We start from the raw sequence: 20,785 nt of genomic DNA, 5'->3' as shown, positions 1-20,785 counted from the left end.
TCAGAACCGCGTCGTGCCCCGTGACGCGCGCGGCCGCCCGTCGGGGTCGACCACGAGCTTCGCCGCCGGCGCCGCCCACAGCCGCTGCAGCACCGACACCGGTTCCGGCTCGTGCCGGCGGATCCGCCCCGGCGGCCGGGCGCCGGGCTGGCCGTCCTCGTGCCAGTGGTCGAGCGCCCGGGCAAGCGACCGCCAGAGTGCCAGGAGCTCGGCGCCCGTGCCGTCGAGCCGCGGGTCGTCCGGCGTCGTCGCGAGGTGCTCGGCCCACAGTTCGTGTCGCAGGTCGCGGGCGAGTGAGCCGTCGGCAGTGTCGACGACCGCGCAGGTCAGCTCGCTGTCCGACGTCCAGGAGCGACGGTTGAAGTTGTCCGACCCGATGGTGAACCACTCGTCGTCGACGATGCACACCTTCGCGTGGATGTAGATCGGCCGACCGGACTCGTGCTCCAGGTCGAACACCCCGACGCGGTCCGGGGCCGTCCGCCGGAGGGTCGCCATCGCGTCGATCTGCCCGAGACGGCTCGGCGGACCGCTGAACACCCCGTCCGAGTTCGGGTACCGGGGCACCAGGATGATGACCCGGAGCTCCGGGTTCTGTTCGAGGGCCTCGGCGATGCCGGTCGCCACCTCGCGGGACCACAGGTACTGGTCCTCGATGCAGATCAGGGACCTGGCGGTGCGGAACGCCTTGCCGTACGCACGGGCGATGCTCCGTTCGCCCTCCGGCGCGAAGGGGAACGGCGGCCGCTTCACCCCGTAGGTCCGGAGGAGCTGCACGGCGTGCTGCCCGGCGGTCGGTGGCGGTGGAGTCCGCTCCGGCAGCGGCTCCGGGCGGCGCGGCATCCGGACCAGGCGCTGCAGCAGCATCCGGTACGGCAGGCTGCGGTCCAGCGGGTGCGGGTCGTCCCAGCGCTCAGCGAACACGGCGAGCACGTCGGCGACGACCGGGCCGCGGAGCTCCATCGACGCGTCGTGCCACGCGGGGCGGTCGCCGTACCGGGAGTCCATCGAGATCGCCTGCGGGTCGCCCTCGTGCCCGGCGTCGTCCCGGCGGCTGTGGCACAGGTCGATGCCGCCGACGTAGGCGACGTCGCGCGACGGGTCGTCGCGGTGCTGGGTGACGAAGGACTTCTGGTGGTGCGAGCCGAAGAACCGGACGCGCTGGTCGAGGAGGACCTCACCGCCCGCGTCGTTGATCTTCCGCCCGAGCAGCTCGTTCGCCTTCGCGCTGAGCGACGCCGAGATCCGCTCGCCGTGGGAGCGCCAGATGAGCCCGCGGACCTCCACGCCGGCGCGGGCGCGGTCGGCGAGCAGGTCGCCGATGGTCGGGCCGTCCGGCAGCAGGCGCTCGTCGGCGTCGCCGCGCCAGTCGGTGAACCAGACACGGTCGCCGGGCTGCAGCGCCGACAGCTCCGCCTCGATCCGCGCGAAGTACGGTGCCCCGTGCACCAGGGGGCGGACGAGGTTGCCGTCGGACCACGCGGGGCCGTCGTCGGTGCCGGCGTGCACCTCGGTCGCGGTGTTGCCGCGTTCGTCGCGGGTGAGGAACCAGTGACGCGCATCAGTGGGCACGGTCGAAGGATAGGGCCGCGCCCGGCCTCGGGCAGGACCGCCCCTCCGGGCCTGTGGGGGTCCTCAGCAGGCGGACGGGAGGCGGGGGACGGGTCCACACGTGCCTCCCGTCCGGCGGTGCGACGGCCGGCACCGGAACGATTCGCGGTTCTCGGAGCAACTGAGCCCTTCGTCGGAGGCGAGGGCCAGGATGAAGGGCGGAAGGGGAACAGCACCGATGAAGACCATCCGATACGACAACACCGCGATCCTCACGAGCGACGACGTCGCGGACGCCGTCATCGAGTACGCGGCAGCGCTCTCCGGCGGGGACCGGGCCGACACCGTGGCAGTGCCCGCAGTCGCCGACGACGGCACGATGACGACCACGAAGATCCTCATCGGCCCGACGAGCGAAGTCGTGGTGGAGGACGCCGAAGAGGACGAACTCGAGCTCGAGAACGACGAGTTCGTCGCCCGGCTCCGCGCCGCCGCCCGGACGTTCGGGCACGACACCGTCATCCACGCGGACACCCGGGCGGACCTCACCGAGGGCGACGACCAGACGGAACCGCCGACGGCGGAGTGAGCCTGCGCTGCTCGACGGAGGAGTGCGGGACGGACGGGCGGGGCGCTTGCCGCGCCTCCCGGCCGTGGCTCCGTCAGGACGGGGTGGCTGCCGCCCGCAGGATCCGCTCCGCGTCGTCGAGGTAGTCTGCGAGCAGTGCCGAGGCGCCGTCCCGGTCCCCGGAGCGGAGCGCTGCGACGATGGCGTCGTTGCGCTCGACGAACCCGCCGTGGAACGCCCCCGGGTCGTCCGTCGTGAGGAACGCGAGTCGCATCTCGGCGAGCAGGGAGTCCATCAGGCCGTGCAGCCGCGTGCTCGGGACGGCTCGGACGAGTTCGGCGTGGAAGCGGATGTCCGCGCTGCCCACCGCTCGCCAGTCGTGTGCTGCTGCGGCCGTCCGGGCCTCCGCGACGGCGGCTGCAGCAGCGGCGAGGGCGGGTGAAACTGGCGTGCAGGCGCGGAGGCCGGCTTCTTCGAGCACCCGACGAGCGGCGTAGAGGTCGGTGACGTCCGCCGCCGAGAGCCGCCGCACGAAGACACCGCGGTTGAAGACGTGCTCGACGAGTCGGTCCCGGGCGAGCAGCCGGAAGGCCTCGCGCAGGGTGTTCCGCGAGACGCCCAGCTGGTCGCTCAAGCGCTCCTCGGACAGCTGGGTGCCCGGCATGAAGGCGCCGTCCGCGATCGAGGACCGCAGGCGTGCCGCGGTGGACTCTGCGCCGCTGACGGTTCGGGTCATGCGCCGATCCTCGCAGAGCCCGACAGCGCGGCCCGTGTGACCGCCGTGTTACAGATCACGGCAGGGTCTTGAGATTGTTGAACAATGCGGGCCAGACTGTCCCGCATGTTCGTCCTCATCGGCGTCGCCGTCGTGATCATCGGCTTCGCGTTGCGCGTCAACGCGCTGCTCGTCGTCACCGTGGCGGGCATCGTCACCGCAGCCATCGGCGGGATCGACCCCGTCGGCATCCTCACCGCGTTCGGCAGCGGCTTCGCGTCCAGCCGCAGCGTGACGACCTTCGCGCTCGTGCTGCCGGTCATCGGCCTCATCGAGCGCTACGGCCTGCAGGACCAGGCGAAGCGCCTCATCGCGAAGCTCGACAAGCTCACGACCGGGCGTATCCTCGCCGGGTACCTGGCGGTGCGACAGATCACCGCCGCGGTCGGCCTGACGAGCATCGGTGGCCCGGCGCAGACCGTCCGCCCGCTCGTGCACCCGATGGCCGAGGGAGCCGCGACCAAGAAGTACGGCCGGATCGACGAGCGGATGCGCGAGAAGATCAAGGGCTTCTCGGCCTCGTCGGACACCGTCGGGGTGTTCTTCGGCGAGGACGTCTTCGTCGCGGTCGGGTCGATCCTGCTCATCACGACCTTCGTCGACACCACCTACGGGCTCGCCCTCGAGCCGATCGACCTGGCGCTGTGGGCGATCCCCACCGGCATCGCCGCACTGCTCGTGCACGGCACCCGGCTGCTGCTGCTCGACCGCAGGCTCGACAAGATGGCGGCCGACCTCCACCAGGCCCAGGGGGTCGCAACATGATCACCAGCGAATGGCTCTACTGGCTCATCGGCGCGTTCTTCATCGCCGTGTCCGTGTTCATCGTCACCGACCGCACGCACGCCAAGCGTCTCGGCAACGCGGCGTTCTGGGGCATCCTCGGGCTCTCCTTCTTCGCCGGCACCTTCGTGGTGTCCGGCGCGATCCCCGCATGGGCGCTCGGGATCGCCGTCCTGGTGATGGTGGCGCTCGCCGGACTCGGGTTCACGGGGACCACGAGCCGCACCCGGGTCGCGAGCGTCCCCGGTGCCGGAGTCGGCTCGGCGACCGGGCCGGCCGAACCGACCGCGGTCACCACCCGGCCGAGCTCCAGCACGAGCGTCCTCGCCACGACGAGCCCGGACGAGCGCGCCGGCTTCGCGCAACGGTTCGGCAACCGGCTCTTCATCCCCGCGCTGGTGATCCCCGTCGTCGCGGTGCTCGTCGCGACCCTCGGCCCGCTCGTCCGGATCGGTGGGGAGCCGCTCCTCGCCGAGGGGAGTGCGACCCTGACCGGGCTCGGCATCGGATCGGTGCTCGCCGTCGTCGTCGCGGTGCTCGTGCTCCGTCCGCCACGGCTCGACACCCCCGTCCGCGAAGGCGCCCGGCTACTGCAGGCGATCGGCTGGGCGGCGCTCCTGCCGCAGATGCTCTCCACGCTCGGCATCGTCTTCACCCAGGCCGGCGTCGGTTCGGCCGTCGGGACGATCATCAAGGCGGTCCTGCCGGACGGGTCGCTGTTCGCCGCGGTGATCGTCTACTGCCTCGGCATGGCCCTGTTCACGGTCATCATGGGCAACGCGTTCGCCGCCTTCCCGATCATGACCGCGGCGATCGGCTGGCCGGTGCTCGTGCAGGGCTTCGACGGCAACCCGGCTCCGATCTTCGCGATCGGCATGCTCGCCGGCTTCTGCGGCACGCTGGTGACCCCGATGGCCGCGAACTTCAACCTCGTGCCCGCTGCCCTGCTCGAGATGCGGGACAAGTACGGCCCGATCAAGGCGCAGATCCCGACCGCCGGGATCCTGCTCGTCGTCAACATGGGAGTGATGTACCTTGTCGCATTCTGACCCCGAACCGACGGACCTCGGGCGTTCGGCCTGGGCTGCGGGCTTCGCCGCCGTCGCCCTCGACAACGTCACGCGCGAGTACCCGTACGCCGCGCACCACACGACGTCGGGCCCGGACGACCGTGCGCTGCCGGTCGAACTGCACCCCGCCTTCGCCACGTCCTACGACTGGCACTCATCGGTGCACATGCACTGGCTCGCGACCCGCCTGGTCGCGTACGGGGTGCCGGCCGACCTGGAGGCCCGGATCACCTCGGTCCTGCAGGCCCACCTGTCGACGGAGCACCTGGCCACCGAGGCCGCGTACCTCCGCGAGACCCCGCACTACGAGCGCCCGTACGGCTGGGCGTGGTTGATGCGCCTGGCTGCCGAGGTGTCCGCCTCCGAGGTGCCCGCGATCCGTGCGCTCACCCCCGGCTTCGCTCCGGTCGTCGAGGTGCTCGAGGACCTCGTCACCCGGTGGGTCGACGGCGCCGCGCACCCGGTCCGGCACGGGGTGCACTCGAACTCGGCGTTCGGGCTGCTGCTCGTGCTCGATGGCGCCCGGTCGCTCGGGCGGCACGACCTCGCCGCGACCGTCGAGCGCGCTGCCCGTGCGTGGTTCGGCGACGACGCCGGATGGCCCTTCGCGTGGGAGCGGAGCGGGCACGACTTCCTGTCCGCCGGGCTGGCCGAGGCGGACCTGATGCGGGCGGTGCTGCCGACGTCCGAGTTCGGTCCCTGGGCGCGGAGGTTCTTCGCCCAGGTCTCCGCCGGGGACGCGATCCTCACGCCGACGACCGTCCGCGACGAGAACGACCCGCAGCAGGTGCACCTGTTCGGGCTCGACCTGTCCCGGGCCGGTTCAGCGCGGCGCATCGCGGACGCCCTGCGCTCCGCCGGGGCCGAGGACACCGCGCTCGCGGACCTGCTGGACGGCGCGGCCGACCGGCTGCTCGCCTCGGGTCTCGCCGCGAGCGTCGGCGAGGAGTACTACTCCACCCACTGGCTGGCGAGCTTCGCCTGGGACGCCATGGAGGCGCGCGAGCACGCGGCCCGCTGACCTCCGCTCCGCGGAACGCAACGTCGGCGGTTCCTCGCAGCGGTGTTCCGCTGCGCAGCGCCGCCGACGTTGCGTTCTGCGGGGGAGGCTAGACCAGGGGGATCGTGCGGCCGAAGGTCTTCGTGACGGGCGGGGCGGCGAGGACAGCGCCGAGCGCTTCCGCGGCGCCCTCGGGGGTGGCGCGCCAGGCGACGTAGGCGTCGTGGTCCTCGGCGGTGGCCCACCGCTCGAGCACGACCATGCGCGTGGGGTCCTCGTCGTCGACCAGGACCTCGAGTGACTCGTTGCCCTGGCGGGCTGCGGTCTGGGCGAGGGTCTCGCGGATCGCGGCCTCGACCGTGTCTGCGGCGACGTCGTCACGGATCTGTACCTCGAGGAAGACGGTCATCGTCATGGTGTGCACCTTTCGTCGTCGGACCGCCGTCCGCTGACGGAGTCCGGTGACGCCAACCACCGCCGACGGGTCGTTGTTCCGAGGGCGACGCTCAGCGGGCGGTGCGGAAGCGCAGGGTGTCGCCCGGGCGGAGCTGTGCGGCACGGTCGACCGACTCCGGTGTGAGGACGGCCACGACCGGGTACCCGCCGGTGACCGGGTGGTCCGCCAGGAACAGCACCGGGAACCCGGCCGGCGGGACCTGCAGTGACCCGGTCTCGACACCCTCGCTGGGGAGCTCACGGGTGACCGCGCGGAGCAGCGGAGTGGCCGCGGTGGTGCGGACCCCGACCCGGTCGCTGTCCGGGCTGACGTGGAACTCCTGGCCGGTCAGGGTCGTCCGCCACTCCGGGGTGAACCAGTCGTCACGCGGGCCGGGCACCACGTCGAGGACCACTGGGTCTCCGGGCCAGGGCAGGAGCGGCGGCGGCACCGCGTCGACGACCGGCCAGGCACCGGCACCGGCACCGGCACCGACACCGTCCGACGCGTCCCCGACCGGCAGGACTTCCCCGACCGACAGCGGCGCGGGACCGAGTTGCGCGAGCGAGTCCCACGACCGACTGCCGAGCACCTGCTCGACGGCGATGCCCCCGCGGACCGCGACGTAGGCACGCAGTCGGTCCTCGGCCAGCCCGACCCGCAGGGTGTCGCCCGGCTCGAGCAGCAGCACCTCGTACGCGGCGGCGCCGCGCACCCGGCCGTCGGCCCGTTCGACCGACACCGGGCACGGGGCACCGGTGACGGCGGCGACGGTGTACGCGTCGGTGCGGAGCGTGACGGAGCCGAGGAGGGCCTCCAGGACGGCCGCGTCCCGACGGTTGCCGACCATCCGGTTCGCCAGCGCGGCCGATCCGCGGTCCGCGGCACCGGCGGCACCGAGCCCCATGTCGCTGAGCCCGGGACGGCCGAGGTCCTGTGTCGTCACGCCGTACCCGAGCTGCACGACGGTCAGGGTGCTCACGAGCGTGCCTGGGCGTCGACGAAGCGCAGACGGACGCCGGCCGGCGCGAGCGCGGGCGGGGTGCGGTCCAGTGACCACATCGGCACCTCGGTCCGCCCGATCAACTGCCAGCCGCCGGGCGAGGTCCGCGGGTACACGGCGCTGAACTCGCCGGCCAGGGCGACGGCGCCGCTCGGGACGGCGGTGCGCGAGGTGTCCCGGCGGGGCAGGTCGAGCGACGCCGCGGTACCGGTCAGGTAGCTGAAACCGGGGGCGAAGCCGCAGAACGCGCTCGTCCACACCTGCCCGGTGTGCCAGGCGACGAGGTCGTCGCGGGTCATGCCGGTCAGGCTGCTGACGGCGTCGAGGTCCGCGCCGTCGTAGGTGACGGGGACGACGACGGGCTCGCGTTCCTCGCGGTCGTCCGAGGGGCGGGAGGGCCGGACTCCGGACAGCAGGGAGCGGACCCGTCCGGCGTCGGTCACGGCGGGGTCGAACCGGAACAGCAGCGTCCGGGCACCGGAGACGACCTCGGTGACACCCGCCGGGAGGCCCTCCGCCAGTCCGGCGCGGAACGCCACGACCTCAGCCAGGGAGTCGAACGTCGCCAGTACCGCCGAGGCGCCGGCCGCCCGGACGTCGGGGGTCATGCCGAGGGCACCGCGAACGCCGTGACGTCGACGCCCTGCTCGGCCAGCAGCGTGCGGATCGCCCGGGCCATCGCGACCGCGTCCGGCGAATCGCCGTGCACGCAGACCGAGTCGGCACGGACGCTGATCTCGGTGCCGTCGACCGCGGTGGCGACGCCGTCCGTCACCATCCGGAGCACGCGGCCCGCGACCTGGTCTGGGTCGTGCAGCACCGAGCCCGGTCGGCTGCGCGCGACCAGGGAACCGTCCGGTTCGTAGGCGCGGTCCGCGAACGACTCGCTCACCGGACGGAGGCCGTGCCGTTCCGCGGCGAGGAGCAGTTCCGACCCGGGCAGTGCGAGGACCGCCAGCGAGGGATCGACGTCAGCGACCGCACGTACGACGGCCTCGGCCTGCACCGCGTCGGCGCAGGCCGTGTTGTAGAGGGCGCCGTGCGGCTTGACGTAGGTCACGCGGGTGCCGGCGACGTGGGCGGCGGCGGCCAGGGCGCCGATCTGGTGGACGACGTCGGCGTACAGCTCGTCCGGGGTGACGTGCACGGGCCGACGGCCGAAGCCGGCGAGGTCCCGGTAGGCCACGTGCGCCCCGATCGCGACACCGCGCTCCGCTGCTGCCCGGCAGGTGTCGAGCATGATCGTCGGGTCGCCGGCGTGGGCGCCGCACGCGATGTTCGCGCTGGAGACGAGGTCGAGCACCGCGCGGTCGTCGCCCGCGGTCCAGGCTCCGAAGCCCTCGCCGAGGTCGCTGTTCAGGTCGATCGTGGGCATGCGGACCTCCTGTCGGGATTGTTCAACAACCTAGCGCGCACCGCCGACCGTGTCACCGTCCGGGGGTCGGCTTCGCCGCCGGGCGCTGGCTTCGCCGTAGGGTCGGGAGATGGACGAGCTGACGATCCGGACCACGACCGAGGACGACTGGCGGGAGGTCCGTGCCCTCCGCCTCGCGATGCTCGAGGACACGCCGATCGCGTACGGCGAGCACCGCGCGGACGCCGAGCAGTACGACGAGGACGAGTGGCGCTCGCGGGGTCGACGCGGCCAGGCTCCGGGCAGCACCTCGCTCGTCGCGATCGACGCCTCGGGGGAGTGGGTCGGCATGATGAACGGCTACGTCCCCGACGCGACGACCGGCCCACTGCTGGTCGGCGTGTACGTCGCACCCGGGCACCGTGGTCGGGACGCGGGCGTGGCCGACGCGCTCCTGGACGCCGTGGAACGCTGGGCTGCCGGACACGGGACGACCCTGCGGCTGCACGTGCACGAGGACAACCCCCGAGCCCTCGCCTTCTACGAGCGCCGCGGCTTCGTGCGCACCGGGCACACCGAGCCCTACGGGCTCGACCCGACGCGGTCCGAGATCGAGATGGTCGAGCAGCTCGACGGGGCATCGCCGGCCTGACCCGGCCGTAGCGGTCCGGCGGAGCGGGCCGCCCCGCCGGAGCGGGCCGCCTGCCGGACGGGAGGCCCGTGGCCGGGCCGCCGCGCGCCTCCCGTCCGGCGGTGCCAGCGCGCCGGTCCGACTCCAGGGCGTCGAACCGACTACAGCGCGTCGACGAACATCTGCGTCGCGAGCGGCACGTTCGTCGTGTTCGACGCCTGGTCCCACCCGACCAGCGCGACGACGTCGCCATCGACCCGCGCGGTGAGCCCCACGAGCGTGAACGGGTTCCCACCGACCGTGCCGCGCACCCGCCAGCCGAGCGCTTCGTCGGTGCCGGTGAGGGTCGGCTTCGTCGTCTCGACCGTGGTCTCGACCGGCTTGCCCTGCATCGAGAACAGCGCCGTGCCGTCCGCGCACCGGCTCAGCGCGTCGCGGGCGTCACCGACCAGTGTCGTCGCGGCGGCGGAGTCACCCGTGCTGGCGACCACGGCGGTCATCGACAGGTCGTTGCTCGTGCCGAACACCACCGCTCCGGCGTCGTCCGACTTCTCCCAGCCGACACCGAACGGGGCGAGGCAGCTGGCGTCGGAGACCGTCAGCCCCGGGTAGACGGAGTCGAGCATCGCGTCCGTCGAGCTGAACTCGGCGGGCTTGAACTGGATGCGCTGGAAGACGCTCGTCAGTTCGGCGTCGGTGTGCGCGGCGGCGCTGGTACCCGACGACGAGGACGCGGTGGGCGTCGCGCTCGCCGCGGGGGCGCTCGTGACGGGTGTCGAGGTCCGCGTCCCCGCATCGCCGGCGGAGTCGTCCCCGCCGGAGCAGCCCGCCAGCGTCAGGGCCATGACGACCGCGGCCGCGGCGACGGACATGGTGGTGGTGCGCATCGGTGATCCCCCTCGTGTGGACGGCCCCCTCGGCCGCCCGACGCCCCCGAAGTCACCCGGAGACATCCTGAGGTTACCCGGCGACCGAGCCGGACGGCAGCGTGAGCACCTCGGCCCCGTCCTCGGTGACCGCGATGGTGTGCTCGCTGTGTGCGGTCCGGCAGCCGGTCGCGCTGCGGAGCGTCCACCCGTCCGGATCGGTGACGAGCTCGTCGGTGTCGACCATCACCCACGGCTCGAGCGCCAGGAGGAGCCCCGGCCGCAGGGCGTACCCGCGGCCCGGGCGTCCGTCGTTCGCCACGTGCGGGTCCTGGTGCATCGTCGACCCGATGCCGTGGCCGCCGAACTCCAGGTTGATCGGGTAGCCGGCCGCGCTGAGCACCGTGCCGATCGCGTGCGACAGGTCACCGAGCCGTGCTCCCGGCCGGGCTGCTGCGATGCCGGCGGCGAGGGCACGCTCGGTCGTCTCGATGAGTGCGACGCTCTCGGCCGGCCGGCTCGGCCCGACGATGAAGCTGATCGCCGAGTCCGCCGCGTACCCGTGGTGCACGACGGCCAGGTCGAGGGTGAGCAGGTCCCCGTCGGCCAGCACGCGGTCGTGTGGCAGCCCGTGCAGGACGGCGTCGTTCACGGCGGTGCAGATGTGGTGGCCGAACGGGCCGCGTCCGAACGAGGGCGCGTAGTCGACGTAGCAGGAGGTCGCCCCGGCCGCGCGGATCATCTCGGCCGCCCAGCGGTCGAGGTCGAGCAGGTTGGTGCCGACCGTCGCCCGCCCGCGCAGGGTGTGCAGGATGTCGGCGACGAGCGTGCCCGCGGCACGCGCCCGGGGCAGTTCGGCCGGGGTGAGGATCTCGATCATGCGGCGCTTCCTCCGTCGGGATAGTTGTACCGGTATTACTATCAGATCATGGTCCGACTCCCGCTCACGCCGCTCGACCTCGAACGCGGCCTCCGCCTGGGCCGAGTGCTCCGATCAGCGCGGGGCGACCGGTCGATGCTCGACGTCGCGCTCGCCGCTGGGCTGTCGCCCGAGACGCTGCGGAAGATCGAGACCGGCCGCATCGCCACGCCCGCGTTCTCCACGGTGGCGGCGCTCGCCGGCGTGCTCGGACTGTCCCTCGACGCCGTGTGGGCCGAGGTCGACACCGGGACGCCCGGAGCGGATGCCCACCTCGACCCCACGTCTGGTATCGTTATGGTTTCAGAACCAAGGGGGCTGCCCGTCGCGTGAGGTCGACGGACGGCTCGTGTACCGCTCGCAGTCGGTGCCACCCCCGTGTCCTTCGGTTCGCACCCCTCGTGCCCCTCGCCGCACGGCCCAGCCGTCGGAGCACGATCCGTGTCGTCCGAAGGAGCTCCCCGTGGGCACAGCCATGCCCGGAACCCGCCGCAGCCTGCGCGGCAACCCGATCGCCACCCTCGTCGCCGTGTGCTTCGGCCTGTTCATGGTCGGCCTCGACGCCACCGTCGTCTCGATCGCGAACCCCGCGATCGCCGCCGACCTCGGCACCACCTTCACGCAGCTGCAGTGGATCACCAACGCCTACCTGCTGGCCCTGGCCGTGTTCCTGATCCTCGGTGGCAAGCTCGGAGACCGCTTCGGCCGTCGTCGGATGTACCTCATCGGGGTCGTCGCGTTCGCGCTGTCCTCGGTCGCGATCGGCCTGGTCGGCACCGCCACCGGCGTCATCGTGTTCCGCGCCGTGCAGGGCCTCAGCGCCGCACTGCTCATGCCGCAGACCCTGGCGCTGCTCCGTGCGACCTTCCCGAAGGAGAAGTTCGGCGTCGCCGTCGGGGTCTGGGGTGGCGCCTCCTCGGTCGCCATCGCCGCCGGACCGATCGTCGCCGGGGTCCTCGTGGCCTCGCTCGGTTGGGAGTCGGTGTTCTTCGTGAACGCCCCGATCGCCGTCGTCGGCCTGGTCTTCGGCGGCCTCGTCCTGCGCGAGTCCACCGCCCCGCACCGCGGACGCTTCGACGTGCCCGGCGTGGTGCTGCTCGCCCTGGGCCTCTTCGGCATCGTGCTCGCGGTCGTCCAGTCCGAGTCGTGGGGCTGGACGAGCCCGCTCACCCTCGGCGTGCTGCTCGCCGGCGTCGCGCTCCTGGTGGTGTTCGTCGTCGTCGAACTGCGCGTCACCGACCCGCTGCTGCCGATGTCGCTCTTCCGGTCGTCGTCCCTGTCGATCGGTGGCCTGGCCGTCGGGGCGAACTTCTTCGCGATGCTCGGCGTGACGTTCTTCCTCTCCCTCTACATGCTCAACCTGCGCGGGGTGACCGGTCTGCAGGCGGGGCTCATGCAGCTCCCGCTGAGCGGCGTCTCGATCATCGCGTCGCCGATCGGGGCCGCCCTGGTCGCCAAGCTCGGCATCCGCCGCACCCTGACCATCGGCCTGCTCATGGTCGGCGTCGCCCTGTTCCTGCTCACCGGCACCACCCAGGACTCGCCGTACATCGGCATGGCGATCCCGTTCGTGGTCTTCGCCCTGGGTGCGGGCTTCACGATGACCGCCGGCGCGGAGGCCGTGGTCGGCGGGGCCCCGGTCCAGCTCGCCGGTGTCGCGGGCGGGTTCCAGGCGACCGCACTGCAGCTCGGCGGCGCACTCGGCACGTCGGTCCTGTCCGCGGTCGTCAGCGCCGGGGTGCTCTCCGGCACGACGAGCCTCGGACTCGGTACCGCCGCTCGTCAGGGCCTGGCACAGGGGATCGTGCCGGACGGGCTGGACGCCACGGCGTCGGCCGTCGCCCGGGACGCGTTCCTCGGCGGCATGCACACCGCCTTCGTCGTGGCCGGGGTGGTCGCGGTCGTGGTGGCGGTCCTCGCCGCCGTCTTCGTCCGCACCCGCTCGACGCACGCGCCCGCCGAGGTGCTCGAGGAGACCGTCGAGGCGTCGGCAGGGCACGCCTGACCGTGACCCGCACTGCGGTCGCTGGTCGCGGTGGTGACCGGTCGACGGACGGGAGGCCCGTGGCGGATCCGCCACGGGCCTCCCGTCCGTCCGGGGTGCGGTCCTGGCCGCTCGACGCGGTGCGCCCGGACGGGGGACTGGCGCCGCGGACGGCGACGGGTGAACCTGTCCCTCCGTGCGGAACCGTCGCACGCGATGGAGGAACCGTGCAGCGAGACGACCAGCAGCAGACCGACCACCCGGACGACGGGTCCGGCGGGATCGACCGCCGTCGCCTGCTGACGCTCGGTCTCGGGGCCGCCGCGGCCGTCGGGACGGTCGGAGCGTCCGGTCTCCGTCCGGATGCAGCGAGCGCAGCGACCAGCCCGACCCTCCTGGCCGCCGACGAGTTCGACGGACCCGCCGGCAGCGCTCCGAACCCCGGGATCTGGCGGTACGACCTGGGTGGCGGCGGCTGGGGCAACGGCGAGCTCGAGGTCTACACGGACTCGCGGCGGAACTCCGCGCTCGACGGCAGCGGGAACCTCGTGATCACCGCGCGGCGCGAGGCCGACGGGTCGTACACGTCTGCGCGGCTCACCTCGCAGGGCACGTACACCGCCCAGTACGGGCGGATCGAGGCGCGCATCAGGATCCCGCGCGGACAGGGGATCTGGCCGGCGTTCTGGATGCTCGGCGCGGACCTGCCGCAGGTGGGTTGGCCGGCGTGCGGCGAGATCGACGTGATGGAGAACATCGGTCGTGAGCCCGCAGCGGTCCACGGCACCGTGCACGGCCCGGGGTACTCGGGCACGGAGGGCATCAGCGGCACGGCGACGCTGCCGACCGGCGCCTTCGCCGACGACTTCCACGTCTACGGGGTGGACTGGCGACCGGGGTCGATCAGCTGGACGCTCGACGGCGCGACGTACCGCACCGTCACGCCGGCGGACCTGGGTGGCGACCGGTGGGTGTTCGACAAGCCGTTCTTCGTGGTGCTGAACGTCGCGGTCGGCGGGGGATGGCCGGGTTCCCCGGACTCGTCGACCCGGTTCCCGCAGCAGATGACCGTCGACTGGTTGCGGGTCTGGCAGAACGCCTGACGCCGAGCGGACGCGGCGGGGGACGCGACGCGGTCGCTGTGCCGGCGGCCCGGCAACGGGTGAGGGCCCGGCAACGGGTGAGGGCCCCGCAGCCGAAGCCGCGGGGCCCTCACTCTGCCTGACCGGAGGTCAGCGCACCCGGACCGAGAGGACCGGGCTGGTGCTGCCGGCGATCGTGCCGGTGCCGCTGAAGACGACCGTCAGCTTGTGCGTGCCGCGCTTCAGGGCGAAGCGGGTCGCGGCGGTGTCGCTGGAGACCTTGACGGTCTTGATGTGCTTCTTGCCGTCGTAGATCTTCGCTTCGCCGTTCACCGTGTTGCCGGGCGAGGTGACCCGGACGACGGCCTTGCCCTTGGCGTAGGTCATGGACGACGCCGAGGTGGCCTTCGCGACCGTGACCACGACCGCCGTGGTGGCCGCCGTGTCCTCGCCCGAGTAGGCCGAGGTGCTCGTGAAGGACGCGGTGATGCTGTGCTTGCCGACCGAGGTGGTCTTCGGCAGCGTGAACGTCGCCGCGTTCTTCGTCACCGGTGCGGTGCCGAGCGTCTTGCCCGCCTCCGTGAAGTTGACCGTGCCGCTCTTGTCACCGAGGCCGCCGCCGATCGTGGCGGTGAGGGTGACCGGCTTGGCCGTGCCGTAGGACTGCTTCGTGGCCGAGGCCGTCAGCGTGGTGGTCGTCGCCGGCAGGGCGGCGTCGAGCGTGAACTGGTCGACGGTCGAGCCGATCGCTGCCGGGTCGGCCGAGGCCGTCGGCTTGAGGGTGACGCCGCAGCTGTCGACCTTGCCGTGCTGGACGGCCGAGTTCAGCGTGGTGCAGTCGCTGGCACGGACGGTCGTGACGGCGAGGTTGTCGTCCGTGACGCCGACCTTGACGTAGGTGCGGACGTGCTCCTGGTTCTCCACCGAGTTGGCGAAGTGGCGCTGACCGGTCGGGTCGAGCGGGTCGGCTCCGTAGCCGCCCTGCGTCGGGTCCGGGGTGGTCAGGTCGTAGTACTTCGAGCCCGACGCGGAGTTGGCGGTCAGGTAGATGACGCCACCGGGGCCGGCGAAGACCTCGTCAGCGCCCGGCTGCTCGGCGGGGTTGGCCTTCTTGCCGTTCTTGATCGCGTAGCTGCGCGAGTACGAGTGGTCGTGACCCTGCAGGACGAGGTCGACACCCATGTCCGAGAACGCGCGCGTGAAGTCGAACCGGCGCTGCTGGTTGTCCTTGTCGTTCGCGTGGTCGGCCGGCGAGTAGATCGAGTGGTGGTAGACCAGCGCGGTCCACTTCGCGTCGTCGCCGTGGCGGGTGATCACGTCGCGCACGTAGTTGACGTGCGCTGCGTCCGAGCCGCCCGCGTAGGCGTTCGAGTTGATGTCGATGAACAGGACGCCCTTGTACATGTACCAGTAGTCGCCACCCGAGTTCGTGGTGGTGTTGCCACCCGGGTAGAAGTCCGGGACCTTGAGCGAGTTCGGCAGCTGGTTGTGCTGCTCGTACGACTTGCCGCCGACGTCGTGGTTGCCGATGGTCGAGGCCCACGGGTAGCGCTTGAGGACGTCGCTGCTGTCGGCGAACGCACCCCACTGGTACTCGTTGTTGGCGTTCTCGACCTGGTCGCCACCGGAGACCAGGAGCTCGGCGTCCTTCTCCTTCGTGGTGGCGTACTTCAGGGTGTCGGCCCAGCCGGCACCGTCGTCGTCGACGAAGCCCGACGACCCGATCTGCGGGTCACCGAAGAACAGGAAGTCGAAGTCGCCGCTGAAGCTCTTCGTCGTGAAGGTGTAGGACGTCGACCAGGCCGAACCGTCCGCGGCACCGACGTGGTAGGTGTACGTCGTGTTCGGCTCGAGGCCGTCGATGACCACGTGCGCGTTGACGTAGCCGGCCTCGTTGGTGATGCCCGGGATCGCCTTCGTGCTGCTGTCGGTGGTGCTGGTGTCGGCCGCGGTGTTCGCGGACTTCTGCGCGGCGATCGTCTTCTTCGCGTCGGTGAAGACGCCGCCGGTCATCGTGTCGGTCTTCTGGATCTCGACCGACTGGTCCACGTTGGCCGGGAAGTACCACGAGGCGATGCGCTGGCTCTCGGTCGCGCCGACGCCGAGCAGGATGTGGATCGGGCCACCGGAGGAGATGTTCGTCGTCGGGGTGGCGGTCGCCGCGCTCGCGGAGCCGGTGCCGACGAGGCAGGCGCCCGCGATGAGGGCGGCGCCGATGACGGCCCCGCCGAAGCGGAGTGTGGTGGTTCTGCGCCGGGAGGGGGCGCCGGACAGGAGACTCATGTGTTTCCGTTCTCAGTGACAGGGATGGTGCAGCAGACAGACTCTGCATCGCCTTCGTAGATCGTGGGTGAACGCTGTGTGTCCATACGGGTTCCGGCCCGCAGGTGGTAGGCGACCCAGGCGTCGTCAGCCCTCGACGAGCCGTTGGACGAACCAGATCATCCCCATCACGAACACCCCGGCCGTCACGGCGCCGGTGACCCAGAGCGAGACCCGGTGGGCCTTCCGGCGGAGCAGGGACAGCGGCGGGAACACGATCACGATGATCGCCAGTTGGACCGCCTCGATGCCGACGTTGAAGACGAGGAGCGACACGAGCAGCTGCCACGAGAACGCCTCGTGGATGCCCAGCGCTCCGGCGAACCCGAGCCCGTGGATGAGCCCGAACGCGAACACCACGGCCAGACGGGACCACCCGGAGCGGTCCAGCGCGAACCGTCCCCGATCGGTCAGGACGAGCGCGTCAGCCTGCGACCGCCGGGTCGCCAACCGCCAGAGGTACCAGCCGGCCACCGCGGCGATCGAGAGGGCGATGAGCGGCTCGACCACGATCGACGGCGGACTGACGACGCCGAGCGCCGCCAGGATGAACGTGATCGAGTGCGCGATCGTGAACGCCGACGCCGTGTACACGACCTCGCGCAGCCGTCGGGAGCCGGCGATCAACGCGATGAGGAACAGGATGTGGTCGATCCCGGTCAGCAGGTGCTCCGCCCCGAGGGTGAAGAACTCCCAGAACCGCTGCCCCGCCGACTGCTCGGTCGAGAACGTCGGCTGGGATGCGTCGAGGGTGGCTGTGCCCTGCTTGCCGTCGACGTCGTACGTGACGATCGTCTTCGTGTCCCGCACGAACGTCTCGCTGTCCGGGAAGAGCGTCGACTCCACCACGTGCCCCGGGTCGGTGCGTCCCGGTGTCGGGCAGGCGAAGTCCGCGACGACCTCGGCGTAGGGGACCTCGTCCTGCACGTCGACCTCCATGGTGTCGTGGAGCGTGCCGGTGCACGCCTGCCCACCGGAGGTCACCGAGAACCGGTCGAACAGGTACTCGCTGATCGCGTCGTGGTGCGCCTCCACCGCCCTGACCATGCCGGGGTCGTCACCGTCGTCCCACGCGGCCTGGCCCTGTCGGTACAGCTCGTCGTCGTGCTCGCTCGTCGCCACGGACACGAGCAGGAGGTCGTACTCCAGCCCCAGTCGGGCCCGCACGACGTCGGACCCCTTCCCGCTGACGTCCGCGTAGACGACGGAGCTGAAGCCGTGGGCGCTCGCCGCGGACACTCCCGTCGACAGGCTCACGACCACCGTGCCGAGGAGCACGAGGACGGCGACCAGCCGCGCGACGATCCGAGGGAGGACGGGCCGCGGGAGGAGCGGCCGGGGGCGGACGGGCGCGGGGAGGAGGTGGAGCCCGCTGCGAGCGGGACGGGTGGTTCGGTGCATCACCGGCCTGACCATCGCGGCCGAGATCGACGCGCAGGCGAACAACGGGTTACGAACGGCTGGACGGGCTCTGGACAGCGGCTCCCACCGGTCCGTCGCGGCCTCCGGCTGTGCTTGCATGGCGTCTCGTGATCCGTTTGACTCGTCGTGCCACCACCGTCCTCGCCGCCGCTGCCCTGGTGGCGACCGGCTCGGTCCTCGTCGCCGGCTGCTCGACCGGGGCGGAGCAGACGGGCCGGAGCGTCGACGCCGAGCAGGCCACGGGCCTCCGGACCGGCGCCGCCACCACGGCGGTGCCGACCGACGCGCCCACCCCGGTCCGCGGGACGGGCGCGCTCGGCCCGGGCTTCGTCGACCCGGACTCGCCGCCCGCGCCGGAGGCCACCGTCAGCCCCGCACCGCACTCGTGGGACGACGTGGCGCCGCCGTCCGGGTACCGGGTGGTCCTGCTGTCCCCGGGGAAGCCGGACGCACAGACCGAGACCCTCGTCGACGCCGTCCGCTCGTGGGCCCGGTCCGAGGACGTCACGGTCGTCCCGGTCGTCGCGGACACCGCCGAGGACCGGCTGCCGTCCGTCGCCGCGGCCATCGGCAAGCGCACCGACCTGGTGATCAGCGTCGGCGACGCGCTGGTCGACCCGATCGCCGCGATCTCACCGTCCGCGCTGCACCAGCAGTTCCTCGTCCTCGGTGCCGAGATCGCCGAACCGACGGCGAACGTGACGGCGGCGGACTGGACCGGCGCCGGTTTCCGCGGCGAAGGGCTCGGCACCTCGAGCCACCACGACCCGTCCACGTTCACGGACGAGCGTGCCGGCCGCGCCCTGCGCGCTGGGGTGGCAGCGCTGCTGAACGGCTACAACGGCATCGTCGTCTGGGTCGCCTGACCCGTGCACGGTGCCGGTGGGCGCGGGCGCGGGCGCGGGCGCGGGCCGGGACACGGTCACGGGCGCAGGCCGGGACACGGGTACGCAATCGGGATCGTCCGTGCGCCGTCCCGACGGGTGCGACGTATCCTCGACGACGGAAGCAACGTCGGTTCCGGCCAAGCCTCGTGCGTCTCACCCGCGCCGAGACAGACACTCGCCACCCTGAGCTCCTCGTGACTGAACACATCATCGAATTCGTGGCCCGCGACCGCACGGGCATCACCACCGTGGTGACCGCCAACGGGGTCACCGACGCGGACACCGTCATCCAGGCGATCACCGCCGGCCACTCCGGCTACGCGGTCGCCGCCTCGGGCGTGCGCCCGGCACCGGTCCGCAGCCTGATGGCGCTCGGCACGCCGTACCTCTTCGCGAACTGGGACGGGTCGAAGCGCAACAACCTGCACGACCTCGCCTTCACCGCACCGATCCGGACCCTGCCGCCGGCCCCGCCCGCCGGCGTCCGGCTCCGGATGGCGATCGTCGCGACGCTCGCATCGCTCTTCGGTCGGCAGCCCGAGACACCGCCGAGTCGCTGAGACGCCGCCGGGTCGCTGAGACGCCGCCGATCTCGGCGGCGTCTCGCGCGACCGGCGGCGTCTCGCCGACCGGGCCCGGTCAGCGGGTCAGTGCGTGACCTCGTCGAAGTCGTCGACGCCCGCGGCGACCGCAGCGGCCCGGCGGGCGCGCATCGACGGGGCAGCGAGGGCCGCGACCACCGCGAGGACCGCCACTCCGGTGCACGCCCAGAAGCCGATCGTGAACGCGTCGTCGGTGGGCAGACCCTGCGGGGTGCTGTGCGAGGTGATGAGGGCCGCGATCACGGCCGTGCCGACGCTGGAACCGATCGTCCGGACGACGGTGTTCGCGCTGATCGCCTCACCGGTCTGGTTCGCCGGGACGCTCTCGATGATCGCGTTCGAGCAGGCGGCCAGTGCCAGGCCGATGCCGATGCCGGTGAGGATGCCGGACACGACGATCTCGGCGATCGCCGCGTGTGAGACGGCCGGGACGGCGAACGCGGCGACGATCGCGACCCCACCGATGAGCATCGGCGGCTTCGGCCCGACCTTGCGGACCAGGATGCCGGCGATCGGACCGGCGACGACCATCATGACCACGGTCGGCAGCAGGAACAGGCCGGCCTGGGTCACGTCCTTGCCGAAGCCGTAGCCCAGCGCGGTGGGCAGCTGCAGGATCGTCGGGACGAGGACGAACGTGCCGAACATCGCGAAGCCGAAGACGAGCGCGACGACGTGGGCGGTCCAGACCCCGCGGACGGCGAAGAGCCGCACGTCGATGAGCGGCTCGGCGACACGCAGCTCGACGAGCACGAACGCGACGAGGGCGACGGCGCCGACGATCAGCAGGCCGACGGTCTTCACGTCGCCCCAGCCCCACGTCTGGCCCTCGCTGACGGCGAGCAGGATGGCGACGAGCGACACGGCGAGGACGGCGGTGCCGGCGACGTCGAGACGGCCGGGCTTCCGCACCGGGGACTCGGGCATGCCGAACACGGCACCGAGCAGGGCGATCACGACGAGGACGGCGGGCAGCCAGAACAGCCAGTGCCACGACAGGTGCTCGACGATGGGCCCGGCGGCCACGATGCCGACGCCGGCTCCGATGCCGAAGATCGCGGAGAGCAGTCCGATGGTGACGCTCACCTTCTCCTTCGGCAGCTCGTCGCGGACGATGCCGATGGACAGCGGCATGACCGCACCCGCCGCGCCCTGCAGTGCTCGGGCGACGATGAGCACGCCGAGGTTCGGGGCGAGCGCGGCGAGGACGGCACCGACCAGGAGGATCGTGAGGACCACGATGAGCACCTTGCGCTTGCCGACCATGTCGCCCAGGCGACCGAGGATCGGGGTGAGCACCGACGCGGAGAGCAGGTAGGCGGTGAGGACCCAGCTGGCGGCGCTGGTCGAGGCGCCGAGGTCCGTGCCGATCGTCGAGAGCGCGGGTGCGACGAGGGACTGCAGGACCGCGAACGACAGGCCACCCAGGGACAGGTAGACGATGATCGCGGTGCTGTTCGGGCGCCGGCCGTGGTCGGTGGTCGGGGTCGAGCCCGTGCGGGGGCTCGCGGTGGCGGTGGACATCGTGCT

General features: G+C 72.2%; 21 protein-coding genes. 10 read left to right on the top strand and 11 right to left on the bottom strand.

Annotated elements, in window-relative coordinates; all coding sequences use genetic code 11:
- Window positions 1-1,572, bottom strand: coding sequence for a phospholipase D-like domain-containing protein (locus DEJ24_RS10225; RefSeq protein WP_111078536.1), 1,572 nt, complete (start codon window positions 1,570-1,572; stop codon window positions 1-3).
- A gap of 217 nt (window positions 1,573-1,789) precedes the next feature.
- Between DEJ24_RS10225 and DEJ24_RS10220 the strand changes: the two genes are divergently transcribed.
- Window positions 1,790-2,140 carry a hypothetical protein gene (locus DEJ24_RS10220; RefSeq protein ID WP_110904181.1) on the top strand — a complete coding sequence of 117 codons (351 nt, stop codon included), beginning with the start codon at window positions 1,790-1,792 and terminating at the stop codon, window positions 2,138-2,140.
- A gap of 73 nt (window positions 2,141-2,213) precedes the next feature.
- On the opposite strand, the gene DEJ24_RS10215 is transcribed toward DEJ24_RS10220, so the two are convergent.
- Complete coding sequence (locus DEJ24_RS10215) at window positions 2,214-2,855, bottom strand: GntR family transcriptional regulator (RefSeq protein ID WP_111078535.1); 642 nt, start codon at window positions 2,853-2,855, stop codon at window positions 2,214-2,216.
- A 105-nt stretch (window positions 2,856-2,960) separates the two neighbouring features.
- Here DEJ24_RS10215 and DEJ24_RS10210 point away from each other — a divergent pair, with 105 nt between their 5' ends.
- Genes DEJ24_RS10210 through DEJ24_RS10200 form a run of 3 tightly spaced genes read left to right on the top strand, consistent with a single transcriptional unit; the run spans window position 2,961 to window position 5,768 of the window.
- Entirely contained in the window at window positions 2,961-3,659 is a 699-nt protein-coding gene (locus DEJ24_RS10210; RefSeq protein ID WP_111078534.1) for a DUF969 domain-containing protein, read from the top strand.
- A complete protein-coding gene (locus tag DEJ24_RS10205) occupies window positions 3,656-4,726 on the top strand; it encodes a DUF979 domain-containing protein (protein ID WP_111043948.1) in 1,071 nt (356 codons plus the stop codon). Before DEJ24_RS10210 ends, DEJ24_RS10205 begins: the two co-directional genes overlap by 4 nt.
- On the top strand, window positions 4,713-5,768 hold the full coding sequence (locus tag DEJ24_RS10200; RefSeq protein ID WP_111078533.1) for a DUF2891 family protein: 1,056 nt from the start codon (window positions 4,713-4,715) through the stop codon (window positions 5,766-5,768). Before DEJ24_RS10205 ends, DEJ24_RS10200 begins: the two co-directional genes overlap by 14 nt.
- Before the next feature lie 88 nt (window positions 5,769-5,856).
- On the opposite strand, the gene DEJ24_RS10195 is transcribed toward DEJ24_RS10200, so the two are convergent.
- From DEJ24_RS10195 to DEJ24_RS10180, 4 genes are all read right to left on the bottom strand, one after another.
- Window positions 5,857-6,162: a putative quinol monooxygenase gene (locus DEJ24_RS10195; RefSeq protein ID WP_111078590.1), complete on the bottom strand. Its 306-nt coding sequence runs from the start codon at window positions 6,160-6,162 to the stop codon at window positions 5,857-5,859.
- A 91-nt stretch (window positions 6,163-6,253) separates the two neighbouring features.
- Window positions 6,254-7,165, bottom strand: a complete 912-nt coding sequence (locus DEJ24_RS10190; protein WP_111078532.1) for a biotin-dependent carboxyltransferase family protein — start codon at window positions 7,163-7,165, stop codon at window positions 6,254-6,256.
- Window positions 7,162-7,794 carry an allophanate hydrolase subunit 1 gene (locus DEJ24_RS10185; RefSeq protein WP_111078531.1) on the bottom strand — a complete coding sequence of 211 codons (633 nt, stop codon included), beginning with the start codon at window positions 7,792-7,794 and terminating at the stop codon, window positions 7,162-7,164. The genes DEJ24_RS10190 and DEJ24_RS10185 overlap by 4 nt, the downstream gene beginning before the upstream one ends.
- Window positions 7,791-8,561: a LamB/YcsF family protein gene (locus DEJ24_RS10180; protein WP_111078530.1), complete on the bottom strand. Its 771-nt coding sequence runs from the start codon at window positions 8,559-8,561 to the stop codon at window positions 7,791-7,793. The genes DEJ24_RS10185 and DEJ24_RS10180 overlap by 4 nt, the downstream gene beginning before the upstream one ends.
- A gap of 109 nt (window positions 8,562-8,670) precedes the next feature.
- Here DEJ24_RS10180 and DEJ24_RS10175 point away from each other — a divergent pair, with 109 nt between their 5' ends.
- Window positions 8,671-9,192: a GNAT family N-acetyltransferase gene (locus tag DEJ24_RS10175; RefSeq protein WP_111078529.1), complete on the top strand. Its 522-nt coding sequence runs from the start codon at window positions 8,671-8,673 to the stop codon at window positions 9,190-9,192.
- Window positions 9,193-9,332: 140 nt separating this feature from the next.
- On the opposite strand, the gene DEJ24_RS10170 is transcribed toward DEJ24_RS10175, so the two are convergent.
- Together DEJ24_RS10170 and map are read right to left on the bottom strand one after the other, a co-directional pair.
- Complete coding sequence (locus DEJ24_RS10170) at window positions 9,333-10,058, bottom strand: hypothetical protein (protein WP_111078528.1); 726 nt, start codon at window positions 10,056-10,058, stop codon at window positions 9,333-9,335.
- A gap of 73 nt (window positions 10,059-10,131) precedes the next feature.
- On the bottom strand, window positions 10,132-10,917 hold the full coding sequence (gene map / locus DEJ24_RS10165) for a type I methionyl aminopeptidase (protein WP_111078527.1): 786 nt from the start codon (window positions 10,915-10,917) through the stop codon (window positions 10,132-10,134).
- 48 nt (window positions 10,918-10,965) lie between these two features.
- Between map and DEJ24_RS10160 the strand changes: the two genes are divergently transcribed.
- The 3 genes from DEJ24_RS10160 (at window position 10,966) to DEJ24_RS10150 (ending at window position 14,043) form a co-directional block, all read left to right on the top strand.
- A complete protein-coding gene (locus DEJ24_RS10160) occupies window positions 10,966-11,289 on the top strand; it encodes a helix-turn-helix domain-containing protein (protein ID WP_111078589.1) in 324 nt (107 codons plus the stop codon).
- A gap of 130 nt (window positions 11,290-11,419) precedes the next feature.
- Entirely contained in the window at window positions 11,420-12,961 is a 1,542-nt protein-coding gene (locus tag DEJ24_RS10155) for an MFS transporter (protein ID WP_220033993.1), read from the top strand.
- A 206-nt stretch (window positions 12,962-13,167) separates the two neighbouring features.
- A complete protein-coding gene (locus DEJ24_RS10150) occupies window positions 13,168-14,043 on the top strand; it encodes a glycoside hydrolase family 16 protein (RefSeq protein ID WP_258374782.1) in 876 nt (291 codons plus the stop codon).
- A 129-nt stretch (window positions 14,044-14,172) separates the two neighbouring features.
- On the opposite strand, the gene DEJ24_RS10145 is transcribed toward DEJ24_RS10150, so the two are convergent.
- Together DEJ24_RS10145 and DEJ24_RS10140 are read right to left on the bottom strand one after the other, a co-directional pair.
- Window positions 14,173-16,305, bottom strand: coding sequence for an Ig-like domain repeat protein (locus tag DEJ24_RS10145; RefSeq protein ID WP_181436578.1), 2,133 nt, complete (start codon window positions 16,303-16,305; stop codon window positions 14,173-14,175).
- 126 nt (window positions 16,306-16,431) lie between these two features.
- On the bottom strand, window positions 16,432-17,745 hold the full coding sequence (locus tag DEJ24_RS10140; protein WP_111078587.1) for a HupE/UreJ family protein: 1,314 nt from the start codon (window positions 17,743-17,745) through the stop codon (window positions 16,432-16,434).
- Window positions 17,746-17,873: 128 nt separating this feature from the next.
- Here DEJ24_RS10140 and DEJ24_RS10135 point away from each other — a divergent pair, with 128 nt between their 5' ends.
- Together DEJ24_RS10135 and DEJ24_RS10130 are read left to right on the top strand one after the other, a co-directional pair.
- Window positions 17,874-18,632 (top strand): hypothetical protein, encoded by a 759-nt coding sequence (locus DEJ24_RS10135; protein WP_111078525.1) that lies wholly within the window; start codon window positions 17,874-17,876, stop codon window positions 18,630-18,632.
- Window positions 18,633-18,847: 215 nt separating this feature from the next.
- Window positions 18,848-19,213, top strand: a complete 366-nt coding sequence (locus DEJ24_RS10130; RefSeq protein ID WP_111043954.1) for a hypothetical protein — start codon at window positions 18,848-18,850, stop codon at window positions 19,211-19,213.
- Between the two features lie 87 nt (window positions 19,214-19,300).
- Here DEJ24_RS10130 and DEJ24_RS10125 read toward each other — a convergent pair whose 3' ends face one another.
- The gene (locus tag DEJ24_RS10125; RefSeq protein ID WP_111078523.1) at window positions 19,301-20,779 is read right to left on the bottom strand and encodes an MFS transporter; all 1,479 of its coding nucleotides are present in this window, start codon (window positions 20,777-20,779) and stop codon (window positions 19,301-19,303) included.
- Window positions 20,780-20,785: the final 6 nt, after the last annotated feature.

It is taken from the genome of Curtobacterium sp. MCPF17_001 (assembly GCF_003234615.1).
Taxonomy (GTDB): domain Bacteria; phylum Actinomycetota; class Actinomycetes; order Actinomycetales; family Microbacteriaceae; genus Curtobacterium.
This window is presented reverse-complemented; position numbering and strand designations above follow the sequence as displayed.

What these genes read in the sequence shown, in the direction of transcription:
- DEJ24_RS10220 (WP_110904181.1), top strand. Translation starts at nt 1,790, where the DNA reads ATGAAGACCATCCGATACGACAACACCGCGATCCTCACGAGCGACGAC.
- DEJ24_RS10215 (WP_111078535.1), bottom strand. Translation starts at nt 2,855, where the DNA reads ATGACCCGAACCGTCAGCGGCGCAGAGTCCACCGCGGCACGCCTGCGG.
- DEJ24_RS10210 (WP_111078534.1), top strand. Translation starts at nt 2,961, where the DNA reads ATGTTCGTCCTCATCGGCGTCGCCGTCGTGATCATCGGCTTCGCGTTG.
- DEJ24_RS10205 (WP_111043948.1), top strand. Translation starts at nt 3,656, where the DNA reads ATGATCACCAGCGAATGGCTCTACTGGCTCATCGGCGCGTTCTTCATC.
- DEJ24_RS10195 (WP_111078590.1), bottom strand. Translation starts at nt 6,162, where the DNA reads ATGACGATGACCGTCTTCCTCGAGGTACAGATCCGTGACGACGTCGCC.
- DEJ24_RS10185 (WP_111078531.1), bottom strand. Translation starts at nt 7,794, where the DNA reads ATGACCCCCGACGTCCGGGCGGCCGGCGCCTCGGCGGTACTGGCGACG.
- DEJ24_RS10180 (WP_111078530.1), bottom strand. Translation starts at nt 8,561, where the DNA reads ATGCCCACGATCGACCTGAACAGCGACCTCGGCGAGGGCTTCGGAGCC.
- DEJ24_RS10175 (WP_111078529.1), top strand. Translation starts at nt 8,671, where the DNA reads ATGGACGAGCTGACGATCCGGACCACGACCGAGGACGACTGGCGGGAG.
- DEJ24_RS10170 (WP_111078528.1), bottom strand. Translation starts at nt 10,058, where the DNA reads ATGCGCACCACCACCATGTCCGTCGCCGCGGCCGCGGTCGTCATGGCC.
- map (WP_111078527.1), bottom strand. Translation starts at nt 10,917, where the DNA reads ATGATCGAGATCCTCACCCCGGCCGAACTGCCCCGGGCGCGTGCCGCG.
- DEJ24_RS10160 (WP_111078589.1), top strand. Translation starts at nt 10,966, where the DNA reads ATGGTCCGACTCCCGCTCACGCCGCTCGACCTCGAACGCGGCCTCCGC.
- DEJ24_RS10145 (WP_181436578.1), bottom strand. Translation starts at nt 16,305, where the DNA reads ATGAGTCTCCTGTCCGGCGCCCCCTCCCGGCGCAGAACCACCACACTC.
- DEJ24_RS10140 (WP_111078587.1), bottom strand. Translation starts at nt 17,745, where the DNA reads ATGCACCGAACCACCCGTCCCGCTCGCAGCGGGCTCCACCTCCTCCCC.
- DEJ24_RS10125 (WP_111078523.1), bottom strand. Translation starts at nt 20,779, where the DNA reads ATGTCCACCGCCACCGCGAGCCCCCGCACGGGCTCGACCCCGACCACC.